General features: G+C 45.6%; 12 protein-coding genes. All 12 read left to right on the forward strand.

Features of this window, described 5'->3' with window-relative positions; genetic code table 11:
* Positions 1-217: 217 nt before the first annotated feature.
* The 12 genes from JKY90_00955 to tilS all read left to right on the forward strand — a co-directional run bounded on the left by JKY90_00955 (position 218) and on the right by tilS (position 15,172).
* Positions 218-382: a hypothetical protein gene (locus JKY90_00955; GenBank protein MBL4850839.1), complete on the forward strand. Its 165-nt coding sequence runs from the start codon at positions 218-220 to the stop codon at positions 380-382.
* 55 nt (positions 383-437) lie between these two features.
* Positions 438-1,802: an RIP metalloprotease RseP gene (gene rseP / locus JKY90_00960; GenBank protein MBL4850840.1), complete on the forward strand. Its 1,365-nt coding sequence runs from the start codon at positions 438-440 to the stop codon at positions 1,800-1,802.
* 238 nt (positions 1,803-2,040) lie between these two features.
* Positions 2,041-4,335 (forward strand): outer membrane protein assembly factor BamA, encoded by a 2,295-nt coding sequence (gene bamA / locus JKY90_00965; protein MBL4850841.1) that lies wholly within the window; start codon positions 2,041-2,043, stop codon positions 4,333-4,335.
* A gap of 24 nt (positions 4,336-4,359) precedes the next feature.
* Positions 4,360-4,884 carry an OmpH family outer membrane protein gene (locus JKY90_00970; protein ID MBL4850842.1) on the forward strand — a complete coding sequence of 175 codons (525 nt, stop codon included), beginning with the start codon at positions 4,360-4,362 and terminating at the stop codon, positions 4,882-4,884.
* Between the two features lie 37 nt (positions 4,885-4,921).
* The gene (gene lpxD, locus JKY90_00975) at positions 4,922-5,926 is read left to right on the forward strand and encodes a UDP-3-O-(3-hydroxymyristoyl)glucosamine N-acyltransferase (protein ID MBL4850843.1); all 1,005 of its coding nucleotides are present in this window, start codon (positions 4,922-4,924) and stop codon (positions 5,924-5,926) included.
* 79 nt (positions 5,927-6,005) lie between these two features.
* Entirely contained in the window at positions 6,006-6,470 is a 465-nt protein-coding gene (gene fabZ, locus JKY90_00980) for a 3-hydroxyacyl-ACP dehydratase FabZ (GenBank protein MBL4850844.1), read from the forward strand.
* Complete coding sequence (lpxA, locus tag JKY90_00985; protein ID MBL4850845.1) at positions 6,467-7,237, forward strand: acyl-ACP--UDP-N-acetylglucosamine O-acyltransferase; 771 nt, start codon at positions 6,467-6,469, stop codon at positions 7,235-7,237. Before fabZ ends, lpxA begins: the two co-directional genes overlap by 4 nt.
* 193 nt (positions 7,238-7,430) lie before the next feature.
* Positions 7,431-8,600 (forward strand): lipid-A-disaccharide synthase, encoded by a 1,170-nt coding sequence (gene lpxB / locus JKY90_00990; GenBank protein ID MBL4850846.1) that lies wholly within the window; start codon positions 7,431-7,433, stop codon positions 8,598-8,600.
* An 8-nt stretch (positions 8,601-8,608) separates the two neighbouring features.
* A complete protein-coding gene (rnhB, locus tag JKY90_00995) occupies positions 8,609-9,181 on the forward strand; it encodes a ribonuclease HII (GenBank protein ID MBL4850847.1) in 573 nt (190 codons plus the stop codon).
* Positions 9,182-9,184: 3 nt separating this feature from the next.
* Positions 9,185-12,649 (forward strand): DNA polymerase III subunit alpha, encoded by a 3,465-nt coding sequence (gene dnaE / locus JKY90_01000; protein MBL4850848.1) that lies wholly within the window; start codon positions 9,185-9,187, stop codon positions 12,647-12,649.
* A gap of 131 nt (positions 12,650-12,780) precedes the next feature.
* Positions 12,781-13,743 (forward strand): acetyl-CoA carboxylase carboxyltransferase subunit alpha, encoded by a 963-nt coding sequence (locus JKY90_01005; GenBank protein ID MBL4850849.1) that lies wholly within the window; start codon positions 12,781-12,783, stop codon positions 13,741-13,743.
* 37 nt (positions 13,744-13,780) lie between these two features.
* Positions 13,781-15,172, forward strand: a complete 1,392-nt coding sequence (tilS, locus tag JKY90_01010; protein ID MBL4850850.1) for a tRNA lysidine(34) synthetase TilS — start codon at positions 13,781-13,783, stop codon at positions 15,170-15,172.
* Positions 15,173-15,320: the final 148 nt, after the last annotated feature.

A 15,320-nucleotide genomic window follows, 5' to 3' on the forward strand; every position in this document is an offset into this window, starting at 1 on the left:
ATGGATGAGTTGCCAGCGCAGGCAGCAAACAGTCTTGATGCTATTTTGGCTGATGACCTTGCAGCACGTGAGTTAGCAAGCGATATTATTACAGTGATCAACTAGGGGGTGTTAACAATCATTTTAATAGTCCTGTTGCACCTGAAAAAGCGCCAGACGCCCCGCAAGAAGTGCCCTTGGGGTACAAGGCGAGAGGAGAGAGGTTTGGTGGTTCCAAATGAGCGACGAACAACGCAGTATGGCGCTTTTTCAGATGCAACCCGAAGGGCTAGCACGCATTTTCCACCCAGCGGCGTTGTCGCTCGCTTATGTGGGCCAACCACACCGCGCTCGCTCCGCCTTGCTGGGTGAAAAATGCGTACTGGCAGGACTATTAAAATGATTGTTAACACCCCCCTAAGTCTCTATCCCTAATTAATGAGTAATATTTCCCTATAATGAGTAATATTTTTCAATACGTTTTATGGTTTATCGTGGCCATTGCTATTTTGGTGACCGTGCATGAATTTGGTCATTATTGGGTAGCGAAAAAACTGGGTGTCAAGGTGTTGCGTTTTTCGATTGGCTTTGGTCGCCCCTTATTTTCATGGCGCCGAGGTCTTGACAACACAGAGTATGTGGTCGCAATGATACCCTTAGGTGGTTACGTCAAAATGCTGGACGAAGGCGAGGGTGAGGTAGCTCCAAAAGAGCAGCATCGTGCATTTAATCGTCAGTCATTAAAAACACGATTTGCTGTGGTTGCAGCGGGCCCAATGGCTAATTTTCTCTTTGCCATTGTTGTCTATGCGGTGATATTTATGGTGGGTATACCCGCCATAAAACCGGTGATAGGTGGCGTAACAGAAAATTCTATTGCGAGTCGTGCTGGCTTATCGCCTGATACCACCATTATTTCTATCGCAGGTAAAGCGACCAGTAGCTGGCAACAGGTCAACACGCGTTTGCTCGATCATTTGTTTGATACGGCGCCGTTAGAAATCATTGTTAAAGATAGCCACCAGGTGTCCAGTCATCATGAGCTGTTGCTAGCCGGTTTCGCGGCAGAGCTTGAGCGTGGTGACCTACTTACTCAGCTTGGCATTAAACCGTTTAGACCAAGCTTGCCAGCAACCATTGACACTGTCTTGGTCGATGGTGCTGCAGCGAGCGCCGGTTTGCAAAAAGGTGATACCGTTATTGCTGCCGACGGTGAACCGGTTAGCGACTGGCTATCTTGGGTTGGTATTGTTTTACGCCATCCAGGAAAGGAGATGGTGGTTGAAATTTTGCGTAATGAAGAGTCGTTGCATTTGAGGTTGACGCCAACACCACAAGAACGTGATGGCGCTATTATTGGGTTTATTGGCGCATCGGTTTCTGTGCCTGAGGGCTTAATGCAAGAGCATCGCACTTTAATTCAGTATTCGCCGTTTGAAGCGGTTTGGCGAGGAATTGAAAAGACCTGGACGATTTCGGCGTTGACGATCAAATTCTTGTTTAACATGATCATAGGCAAGGCGTCGATAGACAATCTCAGTAGCCCGATTAGTATTGCCCAATATGCAGGGCAATCTGCTAATGCCGGTTGGTTACCTTTTGTCAGTTTTATGGCAGTCATTAGTATTAGCCTGGGTGTGTTGAATCTATTGCCGGTACCGATGCTCGATGGTGGGCATTTGCTTTACTACGTACTGGAGTTGTTTACCGGCAAGCCTCCTTCAGAACAGGTACAAGTGGTTGGCCAGCAGGTCGGTATTGTTCTCATAATTATGTTAATGTCAGTGGCCTTATACAATGACCTTGCCCATATTTTTGGCTAGGGAACCTTTGATCTATTCATGAACGTGTATCTTGTGTCTAAACCCCCCAGCTTCTACGTTGCGAACCTTCGCACCCCAAGAGCACTTCCTCAGCAATGCTATCGCATTGCCTCAGGGCGCAATAGCCATGCTATGACGTGCGATTCGCGCCTTGCACCCCAAGGGCATGTCAAATCTGGACATTTTAGTTCACAATCTACTTCGTCCAGAATAAATCAAAGGTTCCATAATTTCTAGAATTCGATTTGTGAACTATTTTTCTACTTTCCTGAGTTACCTCTGTGGCCTGTTTTTGCTTGTTTCGGTCGCGCATGCGGAGTTTTCGCCATTCGTTATTGATGATATCGAATTCGAAGGTCTTCAGCGTATCACCGTAGGCACTGTCCTTAGCTATTTGCCTTTGAAAACAGGTGAACGCCTCGATATTGAGCGCACTCAAGATGCCATTCGTGCGCTTTATCAGACTGGTTTTTTTAGCGATGTGAGACTAACGCAGCGTGGCAGAGTGCTTACCATTAATGTGATTGAGCGGCCCTCGGTAGCGCGTGTCGATATTGTGGGTAATGACGAGATCGAAGATGAGCTCTTGCTCGATGGATTGAAGTCGATTGGTCTGTCAGATGGCCAGGTATTCGACCCTTCAATTCTTGAGCGTGTCGAGGTTGAGTTGCGGCGACAGTATTTTGCCCGTGGTATGTACAGTGTCACCATTAGCTCCGATGTCGAAGAGCTCGACTTGAATCGACGCGCGGTTGAAATTATTGTTGACGAAGGCCCTATTGCCAAGATTCGTAACGTTAATATTGTTGGCAATAAAATATTTACCGAAAAGAAATTGCTCAAGCAATTTCAGTTGGGGGATCCTGCATGGTACGCTTTTTTAAGTCAGCGCGATCAATACTCACGCCAAAAGCTGTCGGGTGATCTTGAGGTATTACGTTCATATTATCTTGACCGAGGTTATATCGATTTTAATATCACCTCAACCCAGGTCAGCATTAGCCCGAATAGAAAAGATATTTTCGTTGTCATCAATATTGTAGAAGGCGGGAAATTTACAATATCTGAAACAGATGTCGCAGGTGATTTAGTTGTTGAGCGTGATGAATTGCTACCATTGATTACGCTTGAACCAGGCGATATTTTCTCTCGTCAAATTACGACTGAATCTTCATCTCAATTATCTGAGCGTCTCGGTAATGAGGGTTATGCCTTTGCTAATGTCAATGCTGTGCCAGACATAGATCGTGAAAGCAATACCGTTAAAGTCACCTTTGTCATTGACCCTGGCCGCCGTGCTTATGTTCGTCGCATTAATGTTTTTGGCAATGCCAAGACAGAAGATGAAGTGCTACGTCGTGAAATGCGTCAGATCGAAGGCAGCGCAATGTCGACGGAAAAAATTAATCGCTCGCGAATTCGTTTGCAGCGTTTAGGTTTTTTTGAAGAGGTTAATGTCGAAACCGTGCCTGTTGCCGGTGTGGATGATGAGGTGGATGTTAATTTTAGCGTGACGGAATTGCCCTCTGGTAGCTTATTAGCGGGTCTTGGTTTTTCACAGTCACAAGGTTTATTGCTCAATTTTAGTATTAGCCAAAATAATTTTCTTGGCAGTGGTAAACGTGTTACTGCGGCTGTGAATACCAGCGACATCAATACACTGTATAGCTTTGGTTATCTCAACCCTTACTACACTATTGATGGTGTCAGTCGTGGGTTCAACATTAGCTTCCGAGATACCGACACGGATGCTGACAATAATATCGCACGTTTTATTGCTGATGTATCTAATGCTAATGTGGTTTATGGTTTCCCATTGTCAGAGAATAGTCGCTGGAATCTTTCATTCGGCTATGAAGCTATATCGGTTGATTCGACTGCTGAGACCCCACCATCATTCTTAGCCTTCCTCAACGACAATGGCAGTGATTTTGATACAATTCAGCTCAGTACGTCATGGACTTATGACACGCGGGATCGTGCCTTATTGGCGACTCGCGGTACTATGCAGCGGTTTTTAGTAGAAATTGGTGGTGGTGATCTAAATTATTATAAACTGTCGTCGCGAACGGAATTATTGCGGCCGCTAACCAAAAATCTTGGACTTTTATTGCAGACAGAAATAGCGCTGGGCGATGGCTTTGGCAGCACGACCGAGCTGCCATTTTTTGAGAATTATTTTGCCGGTGGTGTTAATTCGGTACGTGGCTATGAGGCTAATTCTTTGGGCCCGCGTGAAAATGGCGATGCATTAGGTGGAGCGTTAGAGTTTACCGGTAGCGTGCAGCTTATTTTACCGCTACCGTTTGTTGAAAATTCCAATTCGTTGAGAATTAGCGGATTTTTTGATTTTGGTAATGTTTATGGGACACTTAGTGACTTTGAAGCGTCTGAATTGAGATATTCTGCGGGGCTGGCTATGTTATGGTTGTCGCCATTGGGGCCGTTGACGTTCAGCTTAGGCAAAGCGTTGAATGACGAAGAGGGCGATCAAACTGAAGTATTTCAGTTTGCGCTAGGTACTTTTTTTTAGGAGTACCTTTTTTAGTGAGGTGTGATGTTGGTTAATCGTTCAACAATAAAGGTTTTTGTGTTCTGTGTGGCTTGCATGTTTTCGGGCTCAGTAATAGCAGAGACAAAGATCGGTTTCGTTAATCCTATTAAGGTGTTGGAGCAGGCGCCGCAGGCTGCCACAGCACGGCAGAAACTAGAAAAGGATTTTCAGCCACGTAAAGATGAAATTATCACTGCGCAAAAGAAAGTTCAGAAGCTAGAGCAAAACCTGGTGCGCGATGCCGATACAATGAGTGAGTCAGCTCGACGTTTGCTTGAGCGTGATATTATTTCACAGAAGCGAGACCTACGACGCGTGCAGGAAGAATATCGTGAAGATTTGAATTTACGCCGTAATGAAGAGCTTGGTCAGTTACAGCGTGAAATTTCTAACGTGATTAAACAGATCGCTGAAGAAGGTAAATATGACCTGATTGTTGGCGAAGCCGTCATTTATGCCAGCGATGCCATTGATATCACGAATAAAGTACTCGAACGCTTGAAGCAAACCAACAGTAAGAGAAATTAATAGACCCGCTAGTAAGCGTTATTTTAAGGAAAGGGTTGTGACCTATACACTTGCCGATCTTGCGGGACACGTTGGTGGAAGCCTTAGCAGTGGCCATGATTGTGTTGTGACAAGCGTAGCAACACTGCAGTCAGCAAAGCAAGGTGATATTAGCTTTCTCGCTAATTCTCAGTATAAAAAATTTTTAGCATCAAGCAAAGCGACCGCAATCATCCTTTGTCAGCAAGACAGCGAGCTTTGCACGACGCACACTATAATATGTGCCGACCCATATCTTGCCTATGCGCGTATCGCTACGTTATTGCATCCTCAACAAACACAGCAAACTGGGCAGCATATTACGGCCGTAATAGCCGATGACGCACAAGTCGATATGACAGCTTCTATTGGCGCACACTGTGTCATCGAAAGCGGAGCCAAGATTAGCGCAGGTGTTTATATTGGCCACGGTTGTATTATTGGCTGCGATGTTGAAATTGGTAACGATAGTCGAGTCATGGCCAATGTGACGGTTTATCATGATTGCCAGATTGGCCAGCGTTGCTTAATTCATTCGGGTGCCATTATTGGTGCCGATGGTTTTGGCATTGCTTCATCACCAGAGGGTTGGGTAAAAGTGCCGCAGTTAGGTAGAGTAGCCATCGGTGATGATGTTGAAGTGGGTGCCAATACCACCATTGATCGTGGCGCACTTGAAGATACAGTGATTGCTAATGGTGTCAAATTAGATAACCAGATTCAAATAGCACACAATGTTAGAATTGGCGAGCACACAGCTATTGCTGCTTGTGTTGGCATCGCAGGCAGTGCTCGTATTGGACGCAACTGCGTGATAGCAGGAGGTGTAGGGGTCAGCGGTCACTTGGAAATTGTTGATAATGTCACAGTGACGGCAATGTCGATGGTGACAAAATCTTTAAAAAAGGCAGGTATTTACTCATCCGGATGGGGAGCGCAGCTGCAATCGAATTGGCAGCGTCAAGTAGCGGGGCTGAGACGCCTACCAAATTTAATACGCCGAGTCAGAGGGCTGGGTAATTAGCCTAGGTAATAGATAAATAAGTAGAATCGACACAGACTGTGCCCGTAAAATATAATCCATACCAGGTAACAACATACTCATGTCTAAACAAGAGAGCAACACCATTGATATTCAAGGTATTCTTGATTATCTGCCTCATCGCTATCCTTTTTTATTGATTGATCGAGTGCTTGATTACAAGGTTGGCGAATCCTTGCAGGCGATAAAAAATGTTTCAATTAATGAGCCCTTCTTCCAAGGTCATTTTCCGGCTATGGCAGTCATGCCTGGTGTGTTGATTATTGAGGCGATGGCGCAGGCGGCAGGGGTGCTCATTTTTCTGACGACAGGCACTAAGCCTGGGGAAGATAATATCTATTATCTTGCTGGTGTCGATGGTGCACGTTTTAAGCAGCCGGTGGTGCCGGGAGATCAGTTAATTGTTGATGTCAATGTGTATAAAACAGTGCGTAATATCTGGAAGTTTAAAGCGCAAGCCAGTGTTAACAGTAAGATAGTGTGTAGCGCTGAAATCATGTGTGCAGGGAAGGCTCCGAGGACGTGATACATAGCACTGCTATTATTAATGCCTCAGCATCCATTGCCAGTGATGTTGAAATAGGCCCTTACAGTATTATCGGTGCTGATGTTGAAATAGATAAAGGTACCTGGATAGGGTCGAATGTCGTCATCAACGGCCCGACCACTATCGGTAAAAACAATAAAATCTTTCAGTTTTCCTCGCTCGGTGAAATGCCGCAGGATAAAAAATACAACGGAGAGCCAACACGATTAGAAATTGGCAACGATAATGTGATTCGTGAATATGTCACCATGAATCGTGGTACGGCAAAGGGTGGCGGCTTAACCAAGATCGGTAACAACAATTGGATTATGGCCTATGTGCATATTGCACATGATTGTATGATAGGCAACGACATTGTCATGGCAAACTCTACAAGCTTGGCGGGTCACGTGGTCATTGATGACCATGTCATAACAGGTGGGTTTAGTTTGATCTATCAGTTTTGTTCGCTTGGTGCTTATAGCTTTACTGGCTTTGGTGCGCACGTTAATAAAGATGTGCCACCCTATGTCACGGTGGCTGGCCAAATGGCGAAACCCTTCGGTATTAACTCTGAAGGTTTACGGCGCCATGATTTTAGTGCCGATGCAATTGCTGCTATCAAAAAAGCCTACAAGCTTCTCTATCGCTCTAACTTAATGTTGAATGAAGCAAGTGAGAAAATTGCTGAGCTGGTTCAAGCCAATCCAGTACTTGCGCCACTGCTGGATTTTATTGCCAAGAGTCAGCGTGGCATCATTCGTTAATTGCCTATTATTGAGACCTTTGCACGAGACAATTGACAAGTAAAAATGGCCAAAATCACCCTGATCTTCGTTACAAAATTTGCCAAGACGGACGTATTGCCGGCGTTTTTCGCCTCAATCAGTGTGATTTTATCTCATTTTTCTTTTGCCACTTGTCTCGTGCAAAAGTCTCATTTTTAAATAATAGCGACTAATGTCAATACGAATTGCTATCGTTGCCGGCGAAGCCTCGGGCGATCTGCTCGGTGCTCGTTTGATGAAGGCACTGATCGAGCAATGTGGTGATATCCAATTTGAAGGTGTTGCCGGGCCTTTAATGCAAGAGGCTGGCTGCAAGATTATTTATGATTCTGACCGGCTTGCAGTCATGGGTATTGTTGAGATTCTCGGTCGCTATCGCGAGTTAAGCGCGATGCGCAGCGCCTTGATTAAGCACTGGACGGACTCCCCACCGGATTTATTTATTGGTATCGACGCCCCCGACTTTAATCTTGGCCTTGCAGAGCGTTTGCATCGTAAAGGTATCCCAACCTGCCACTATGTCAGCCCATCTGTTTGGGCCTGGCGCAAGGGTCGTATTAAACAGATTAAGCGAGCCGTCGACCTTGTTTTAACCTTGCTGCCATTTGAAAAGAAAATCTATGATGAGTATGGCGTGCCAGCCTGTTTTAGTGGGCACCCGCTGGCCGATGAAATTCCTTTACAAAATGATCAGTCAGCAGCGAGAGTTAAGTTAGGCCTGGAGGATGGAGTGCCGCTGCTGGCTGTTTTGCCTGGTAGTCGTGATAGCGAGTTGAAATTTTTGGCCGAGCAATTCATTGCTACAGCCAAATTGGTGGGCGAATCAGTGGCAGATTTACAGTGTGTTTGCCCATTAATAAAACCGAATCAGGCTGAGAGTATAAAAAACCTGTTCGCTCAATACGCGCCAGAATTACCAGTAAAAATAATAATTGGCGATGCCAGAACAGCAATGGCTGCTGCTGATGTGGTATTGATTGCTAGTGGTACAGCAACACTTGAAGCAACCTTGTTAAAAAAACCAATGGCGGTAGGCTATCGAATTGCAGCCGTGACTTACTTCATTGTCCGTAAGATGATCAGCCTAAAGTATTTTGCTTTGCCAAATCTCTTGGCGAAACAAGCATGCGTTGCAGAATTCATACAGTCTGAACTACAAGCAGATTTAATGGCACCTGAGGTGATTAAGTTATTTAAGGACAAGCATGCGCGGCAGGCGCAGACAGAAGAATTCACCCTTATTCATCAGCTACTGCGTTGTGATGCAAGTCGTACTGCTGCACGTGCAGTGGTTGAGCATTTTTCTTTGTGTAATAACATTGAAAAAATAAAGCCGGAGTGAACATATATATGGATATGGCTTATTACGCAGGTGTGGATGAGGCAGGCCGAGGCCCACTGGCTGGGCCAGTAGTGGCAGCGGCGGTTATTCTCGACCCCAACCACCCTATTGCAGGCCTTAATGACTCAAAGAAACTGACGGCTAGACAGCGTGAACGCCTGGCGCCACAGATACAAGCACACGCATTAGCCTGGGCTATTACTGAGGCCAGCGTCGAAGAAATCGACGAGCTTAATATTTTGCAAGCCTCTTTATTGGCAATGCGCCGTGCGGTTGAACGCTTAACGGTGACGCCTGATACCGTCCGTGTTGATGGCCCCCATTGTCCACGCCTGAATATGCCCGTTAGCGGTATAATTAAAGGAGACCAAAAGGATGCGGCAATTACTGCGGCGTCGATTTTGGCCAAAGTTGAGCGAGACCGCATCATGGTGCAATATCATCAGCAGTACCCAGAGTATGGCTTTGCAGCGCATAAGGGTTATCCGACGGCACAGCATCGCGCTGCGCTTGAACGCCACGGTATTAGCGATATTCACCGTAAATCTTATGCGCCAGTTGCGCGCTTTTTGACCGATTAGCCTATCACTATGAGTTTTGTTCATCTTCGTGTACACAGCGAATACTCGCTAGTCGATGGTATTGTCCGTGTTAAGCCCTTGGCCGCAGCAGTTGCCCAGCATAATATGCCAGCCGTTGCGCTGACAGATCAGGCAAACTTATTTGCCTTGGTTAAGTTTTATCGCGCGGCAATCGCTGCTGGTGTCAAGCCATTGGTTGGTGTTGATGTGCTCTTGCAAGGCGATAGCGATAAAGCCGAATTAACTCGCATGACCTTGCTTTGTCAAAACAACACAGGTTATCTCAACTTAAGTCGTTTAATTTCACGTAGTTATGTTGAAGGGCAAATTCAAGGCATTGCTACCGTTAAGCGCGAATGGATTGCAGAAGCAAACGAAGGACTGATTGCATTATCCGGTGCTACTGAAGGAGAAATTGGTCGTGCGCTGTTAGATGAAAAGAACGATCTTGCTAAAAAATTGTTAACACATTGGTGCTCAGTATTTCCTGATCGATTTTATATAGAGCTACAACGCACTGGACGCAGCCAGGAAGAAGATTATATTCACACTGTAGTTGCCTTGGCGATTGAAACAGCAACCCCCGTTGTTGCAAGCAATGATGTGCGTTTTCTAAAAAGCAGTGATTTTGACGCACATGAAGCGCGTGTTTGCATTCACCAAGGCCGCACACTGGCAGATACACGACGCAAACGACATTATTCTGAGCAGCAATATTTGCGTAGCCCCGAAGAGATGGCGGAGTTATTCAGTGATATTCCAGAAGCGATAAGCAATACGATAGAAATAGCCAAACGCTGTAACCTTGAATTGGTGTTGGGCAAGACGGCGCTGCCGGATTTTCCCGTACCCAAAGGTATGGATGTTAATGGTTTTTTAGCACAAGAAGCACAAAAAGGTCTTGATGCACGTTTGGCGCGTGCACGTGAATTAGGCCAAGAGCTTGCAGAGACACAAGTCTATCAAGATCGCTTGGCGCTTGAGCTTGATGTGATTATTGGTATGGGTTTCCCTGGCTATTTTCTTATTGTTGCCGATTTTATACGTTGGTCAAAGTCTCAATCGATACCCGTTGGCCCTGGTCGCGGTTCGGGTTCAGGATCCTTGGTGGCGTGGGCATTGGGCATTACTGATCTTGATCCCATTCACTTTGAATTACTGTTTGAGCGTTTTCTAAACCCTGAGCGGGTATCACTGCCTGATTTCGATATCGATTTTTGTATTGAGGGTCGTGATCGCGTAATTGAATATGTCGCCGAGCGTTATGGTCAAGATCAAGTCTCACAGATTATCACCTACGGTAGCATGGCGGCCAAAGCGGTAGTTCGCGACGCCGGACGTGTATTAAGTCACCCCTATGGTTTTGTTGATCAAATAGCCAAGCTAATACCGTTTGAGCTTGGCATAACGCTTGATAAGGCGCTTAAGCAAGAGGAAGTGCTCAAAGATCGCTATGACAATGAAGAGGAAGTCACTGCTTTGCTAGATCTAGCGATGTCTTTAGAAGGCATTGTGCGTAACGCTGGCAAGCATGCGGGTGGTGTGGTCATTGGACCGTCGGCGCTCACTAATTTTGCGCCAATGTATTGTGAGCCAGGTGGCAAAAATAGTGTTACGCAGTTTGACAAGGATGATGTTGAAGCGATTGGCTTAGTTAAGTTCGACTTTTTGGGTTTACGTACCCTGACCATTATTGATCGTGCGCTGATTGCGGTGAATGAAAAACGTACAGCCAATGGCGAAGAAAGCATTGCACTAGACTCTCTGCCTATCGACGATAAAAAAACTTTTGATCTATTGAAGGCTTGTTCTACGACCGCTGTTTTTCAACTTGAATCGCGCGGTATGAAAGACTTGATTAAACGTCTACAGCCAGATTGTTTTGATGAGATTGTCGCCTTGGTTGCTTTGTTTCGCCCTGGGCCTTTGCAGTCAGGCATGGTTGATGACTTTATTGACCGTAAACATGGGCGACAGGAAGTGAACTATATGCACCCCTGTCTGGAGCCGGTGTTGAAGGCAACCTATGGTGTCATTCTCTATCAGGAACAGGTGATGCAGGCAGCGCAGGTGCTATCAGGTTATACCCTTGGTGGTGCGGACTTATTGCGCCGAGCCATGGGCAAGAAAAATGCTAAAGAAATGGCCAAGCAGCGTGGTTTCTTTGTTGATGGCGCAGAAAAAAATGGCTGTGACCGCAGGCTCGCTACACGTATATTTGATCTTATTGAAAAATTTGCTGGTTATGGTTTCAACAAATCCCATTCCGTTGCCTATGCACTTATTGCTTACCAGACCGCCTATTTAAAAGCACATTATCCTGCTGAATTTATGGCCGCTGTATTGTCATCTGACATGGACAATACCGATAAAGTTGTCACGCTTATCGATGAGTGCAGGGTGATGAAGATCGAAATACTTCCGCCTGACGTGAATAGTTGCCACTATATGTTTAGAGCAGTAAGTGACAATAGTATTCGCTATGGTTTGGGTGCACTAAAAGGCGTTGGTGAAGGTGCCATACAAAACATCGTTGGCGAGCGCAAACAAGGTGGCGAGTATAAAGACTTTGGCGATCTTGTCTGTCGTGTTGACTCAAGCAAACTAAACAAACGTGTTTATGAGTCAATGATTCGCGCTGGTGCGCTCGATTGCTTTCATAAGAATCGCGCTTTGTTATTGGCGAACCTACCCAATGCATTACTAGTCGCTGATAAATATGCCAGTGATGCGGCGACAGGTATGAGTGATTTGTTTGGTGGTGATGTGAATACACCTGTAGTCACAGATGTCATTATTAATAAGTCTATTGAAGAATGGGATGAAGAAACACGACTCAAGAGTGAACAGGTTGCGCTGGGTTTGTATTTGAGTGGTCACCCTATTACACGTTTTCGTGAAGAGCTTGAGCGTTTTACTACGGCGACTATTGCTGAGCTTAATATTTCTGGTGAGCAGGGCATTGTGATTGCAGGATTGATTACGGCTATACGCACGATGAATAGTCGCCGTGGCGATCGTATTGCCTTTATCACGCTTGATGATAATAGCGGCCGCCTAGAGGTTGCCGTGTTTGCCGAGGCATTCCGTCAATACCGCGAAGTTTTAGTCAAAGACAGCATCGTTGTTGTTGAAGGTATGATCACTGTTGACGATTACACGGGTGGTTATAAGATGAGTGCCGATCGTATTTGGGGTATCGAGCAAGCGCGTGAGACATTTGCCAAAGCGATTCGCCTCGACATAAAGAAAAATGCCAATGATTTTGCCAGCGATTTTGCCAGCAAACTGGCTACAATCTTAACGTCATATAAACAGGGTAAATGTACAATATTACTTAATTACCAATCAGAGCAGGGTAGGGTTAATATCCCTTTGCCAGAAGACTGGAAAGTGCGGCCAAGCCAGGAATTACTAACAAAGTTGGGTAAACTGACAGCGCCAGAAAATGTCCATGTTGTTTATTGATAGCCGTTTATCAAGGATAAGGATAAAACGGACGTAAAAATGTGGGACAATATGCATGTTGTGCGATTTAAATATAAAATGATCAAATTAAAATGACTAGGACAGCCTCCTAGGCAAACTGTAATCGAAATATGAATATGAATTTTTTGGAATTTGAACGGCCTATTGCTGAGCTAGAAGAAAAAATCAACGAGCTACGTCATGTCGCAAGCAATGAAGATGAAATTAATATTGGCGAAGAAATTGCCAAGCTAGAAGAAAAAAGCCAAAAACTGACAGAGTCGATATTTTCTTCATTAACAGCCTGGCAGGTAGCACAGTTAGCGCGGCATCCACAACGCGCCTATACCCTGGACTATGCGCAAAGTATATTTACTGACTTTCAAGAGTTGCGTGGTGATCGTGCCTTTGCGGATGACCCGGCAATTGTGGGTGGCCCTGCGCGCCTCGATGGTCGTCCAGTGATGATTATCGGCCATCAAAAAGGCCGTGATACCAAAGAAAAAATACGCCGTAATTTTGGTATGCCAAGGCCAGAAGGTTATCGTAAAGCCCTGCGTTTAATGAAAATGGCAGAACGCTTTAATTTGCCAATACTCACCTTTATAGACACCCCGGGCGCCTATCCAGGGGTGGGTGCTGAAGAGCGCGGCCAAAGTGAAGCCATCGCGCGTAATTTATTTGAGATGTCGGGTTTAAAAACACCAATAATTTGTACCGTTATTGGTGAAGGTGGTTCAGGTGGTGCTTTGGCCGTAGGTGTTGGTGACCGCGTACTGATGCTAGAGCACAGTATCTACTCTGTCATCTCACCGGAAGGCTGTGCATCGATTTTATGGAAGAGCGCAGAAAAAGCAGCTGATGCAGCAGAAGCCTTAGGCATTACTTCACGACGATTAAAAGAACTCAAATTGATTGACGAAATCATTCAAGAACCCTTAGGCGGCGTGCATCGTAATGTCGATGCGACAGCTGCGGATATTAAGCAAGCCTTGTTAGCTAACCTGGCCGCATTAGATACACTGGATACTGACACCTTATTAGCACAGCGTCGTCAGCGTTTAATGAATATCGGTACGTTCAAAGAAAGCTAGGGTAATGTGCCGATCTGCATTATGTTAACAAACTCCAGTGCCTGATTTCTCGCCGCAGTCGCTGTTACAAGTGCTGCAACAATACCCCAATGTTCAACGCTACTGGGTCGCTTTCAGTGGTGGGGTCGACTCTTCGGTTCTGCTTCATGCCTTGGTGCAGCTTATGCCAAGGCTACAGGCGGAAGAAACTCCAATAGAAGTTAGAGCAATTTATATTGATCACGGCCTTCAAGCTGAGTCTTTTCACCCCAAGGGCACTTCCTCAGGAATTCTGCCGCATTCCCTTAGTGCGCAATGGGCTAATCATTGTCGTGCTGTTTGTGATGAATATGGCATAGACTTTGTTGGCATGAATGCCGATCTATCGCTCAACAAGGGTGATAGTGTAGAAGAAAAAGCACGTGAATCACGCTATTTATTATTGGCGAGCCAACTCGCAGAGCATGATATTTTACTCACCGCACAACATAAAGACGACCAAGCAGAAACATTTTTATTGCAAGCCTTGCGTGGCGCAGGGCCAAAGGGTTTAGCATCGATGCCGGAAATAAAAGCCTTTGCCAAAGGCCGGCACATGCGGCCTTTACTAGGTTTTAGTAAGCAAGACCTTGTGAACTATGCAACAGCAGAAGGGCTTAGCTGGGTTGAAGACCCATCTAATCAACAGCTGCGTTTTCAGCGTAATTATTTGCGCCAGAAAATCTTGCCACTGCTCAAACAAAATTGGCCAGCAGCGAGTGAGACTTTATCACGCAGCGCAGCATATTGCGCCGAGAGTGCTAGTTTATTGCAACAACTTGCAAGTATCGACATGGTCACAGTTGCGGGTAGCGATAACACCTTGTCGCGTGTAGCGTTAAATAATTTATCACACCAGCGCAGAGCCAATTTAATTCGCTATTGGCTAGCTGAGTTAGCGTTACGCGCACCTAATCACCAGCGCCTTGAGCAAATGATTAACCAGCTTGAAACCAGTGCGCAAGATCGATCACCGTTCATCGTTTGGCGTGGTGTCGAAATACGCTGCTATCGCGACAAAGTCTACGCCATGGCACCCTTAGTGCTGACCGACGAGACAAAGGTATTTAGTCTGCAATTACGGGGACAGACAAATGAGACATTTAAACTCGATGATGGTGAATTGCACGCTTATCAAACCAACGGTAATGGATTGCGCATAGCAGACAACACACAAATTGAAGTTCGCTTTCGACAAGGTGGTGAGCGTTGCCAGCCAGCAGGGCAGGCTCACTCACGTGAGCTAAAAACCTTGTTTCAAGAGTGGGCAATACCTCATTGGTTACGCGGCCGTATACCGCTAATCTATGTCGACGGTAAATTGGCGGCCATTGCTGGGCTTTGTATCTGTCAGCCCTTTGTTGCCAGTGACGGCGAATTGAGTTGGCAATTTGACTGGCACTCTGATTGATAATTTCAATCTAAGTGCTGATTTAAAGCCTTGTTTCATTGAGAGAATTAGCTAAATCTGGTACTTTGTAGGACTTCGACGTTTGTCTTTTTTTATCTTCTGAGTTTATGACCAAATACGTATTTGTGACTGGTGGGGTGGTGTCATC

The sequence above is a fragment of the Gammaproteobacteria bacterium genome (genome assembly GCA_016765075.1).
Taxonomy (GTDB): domain Bacteria; phylum Pseudomonadota; class Gammaproteobacteria.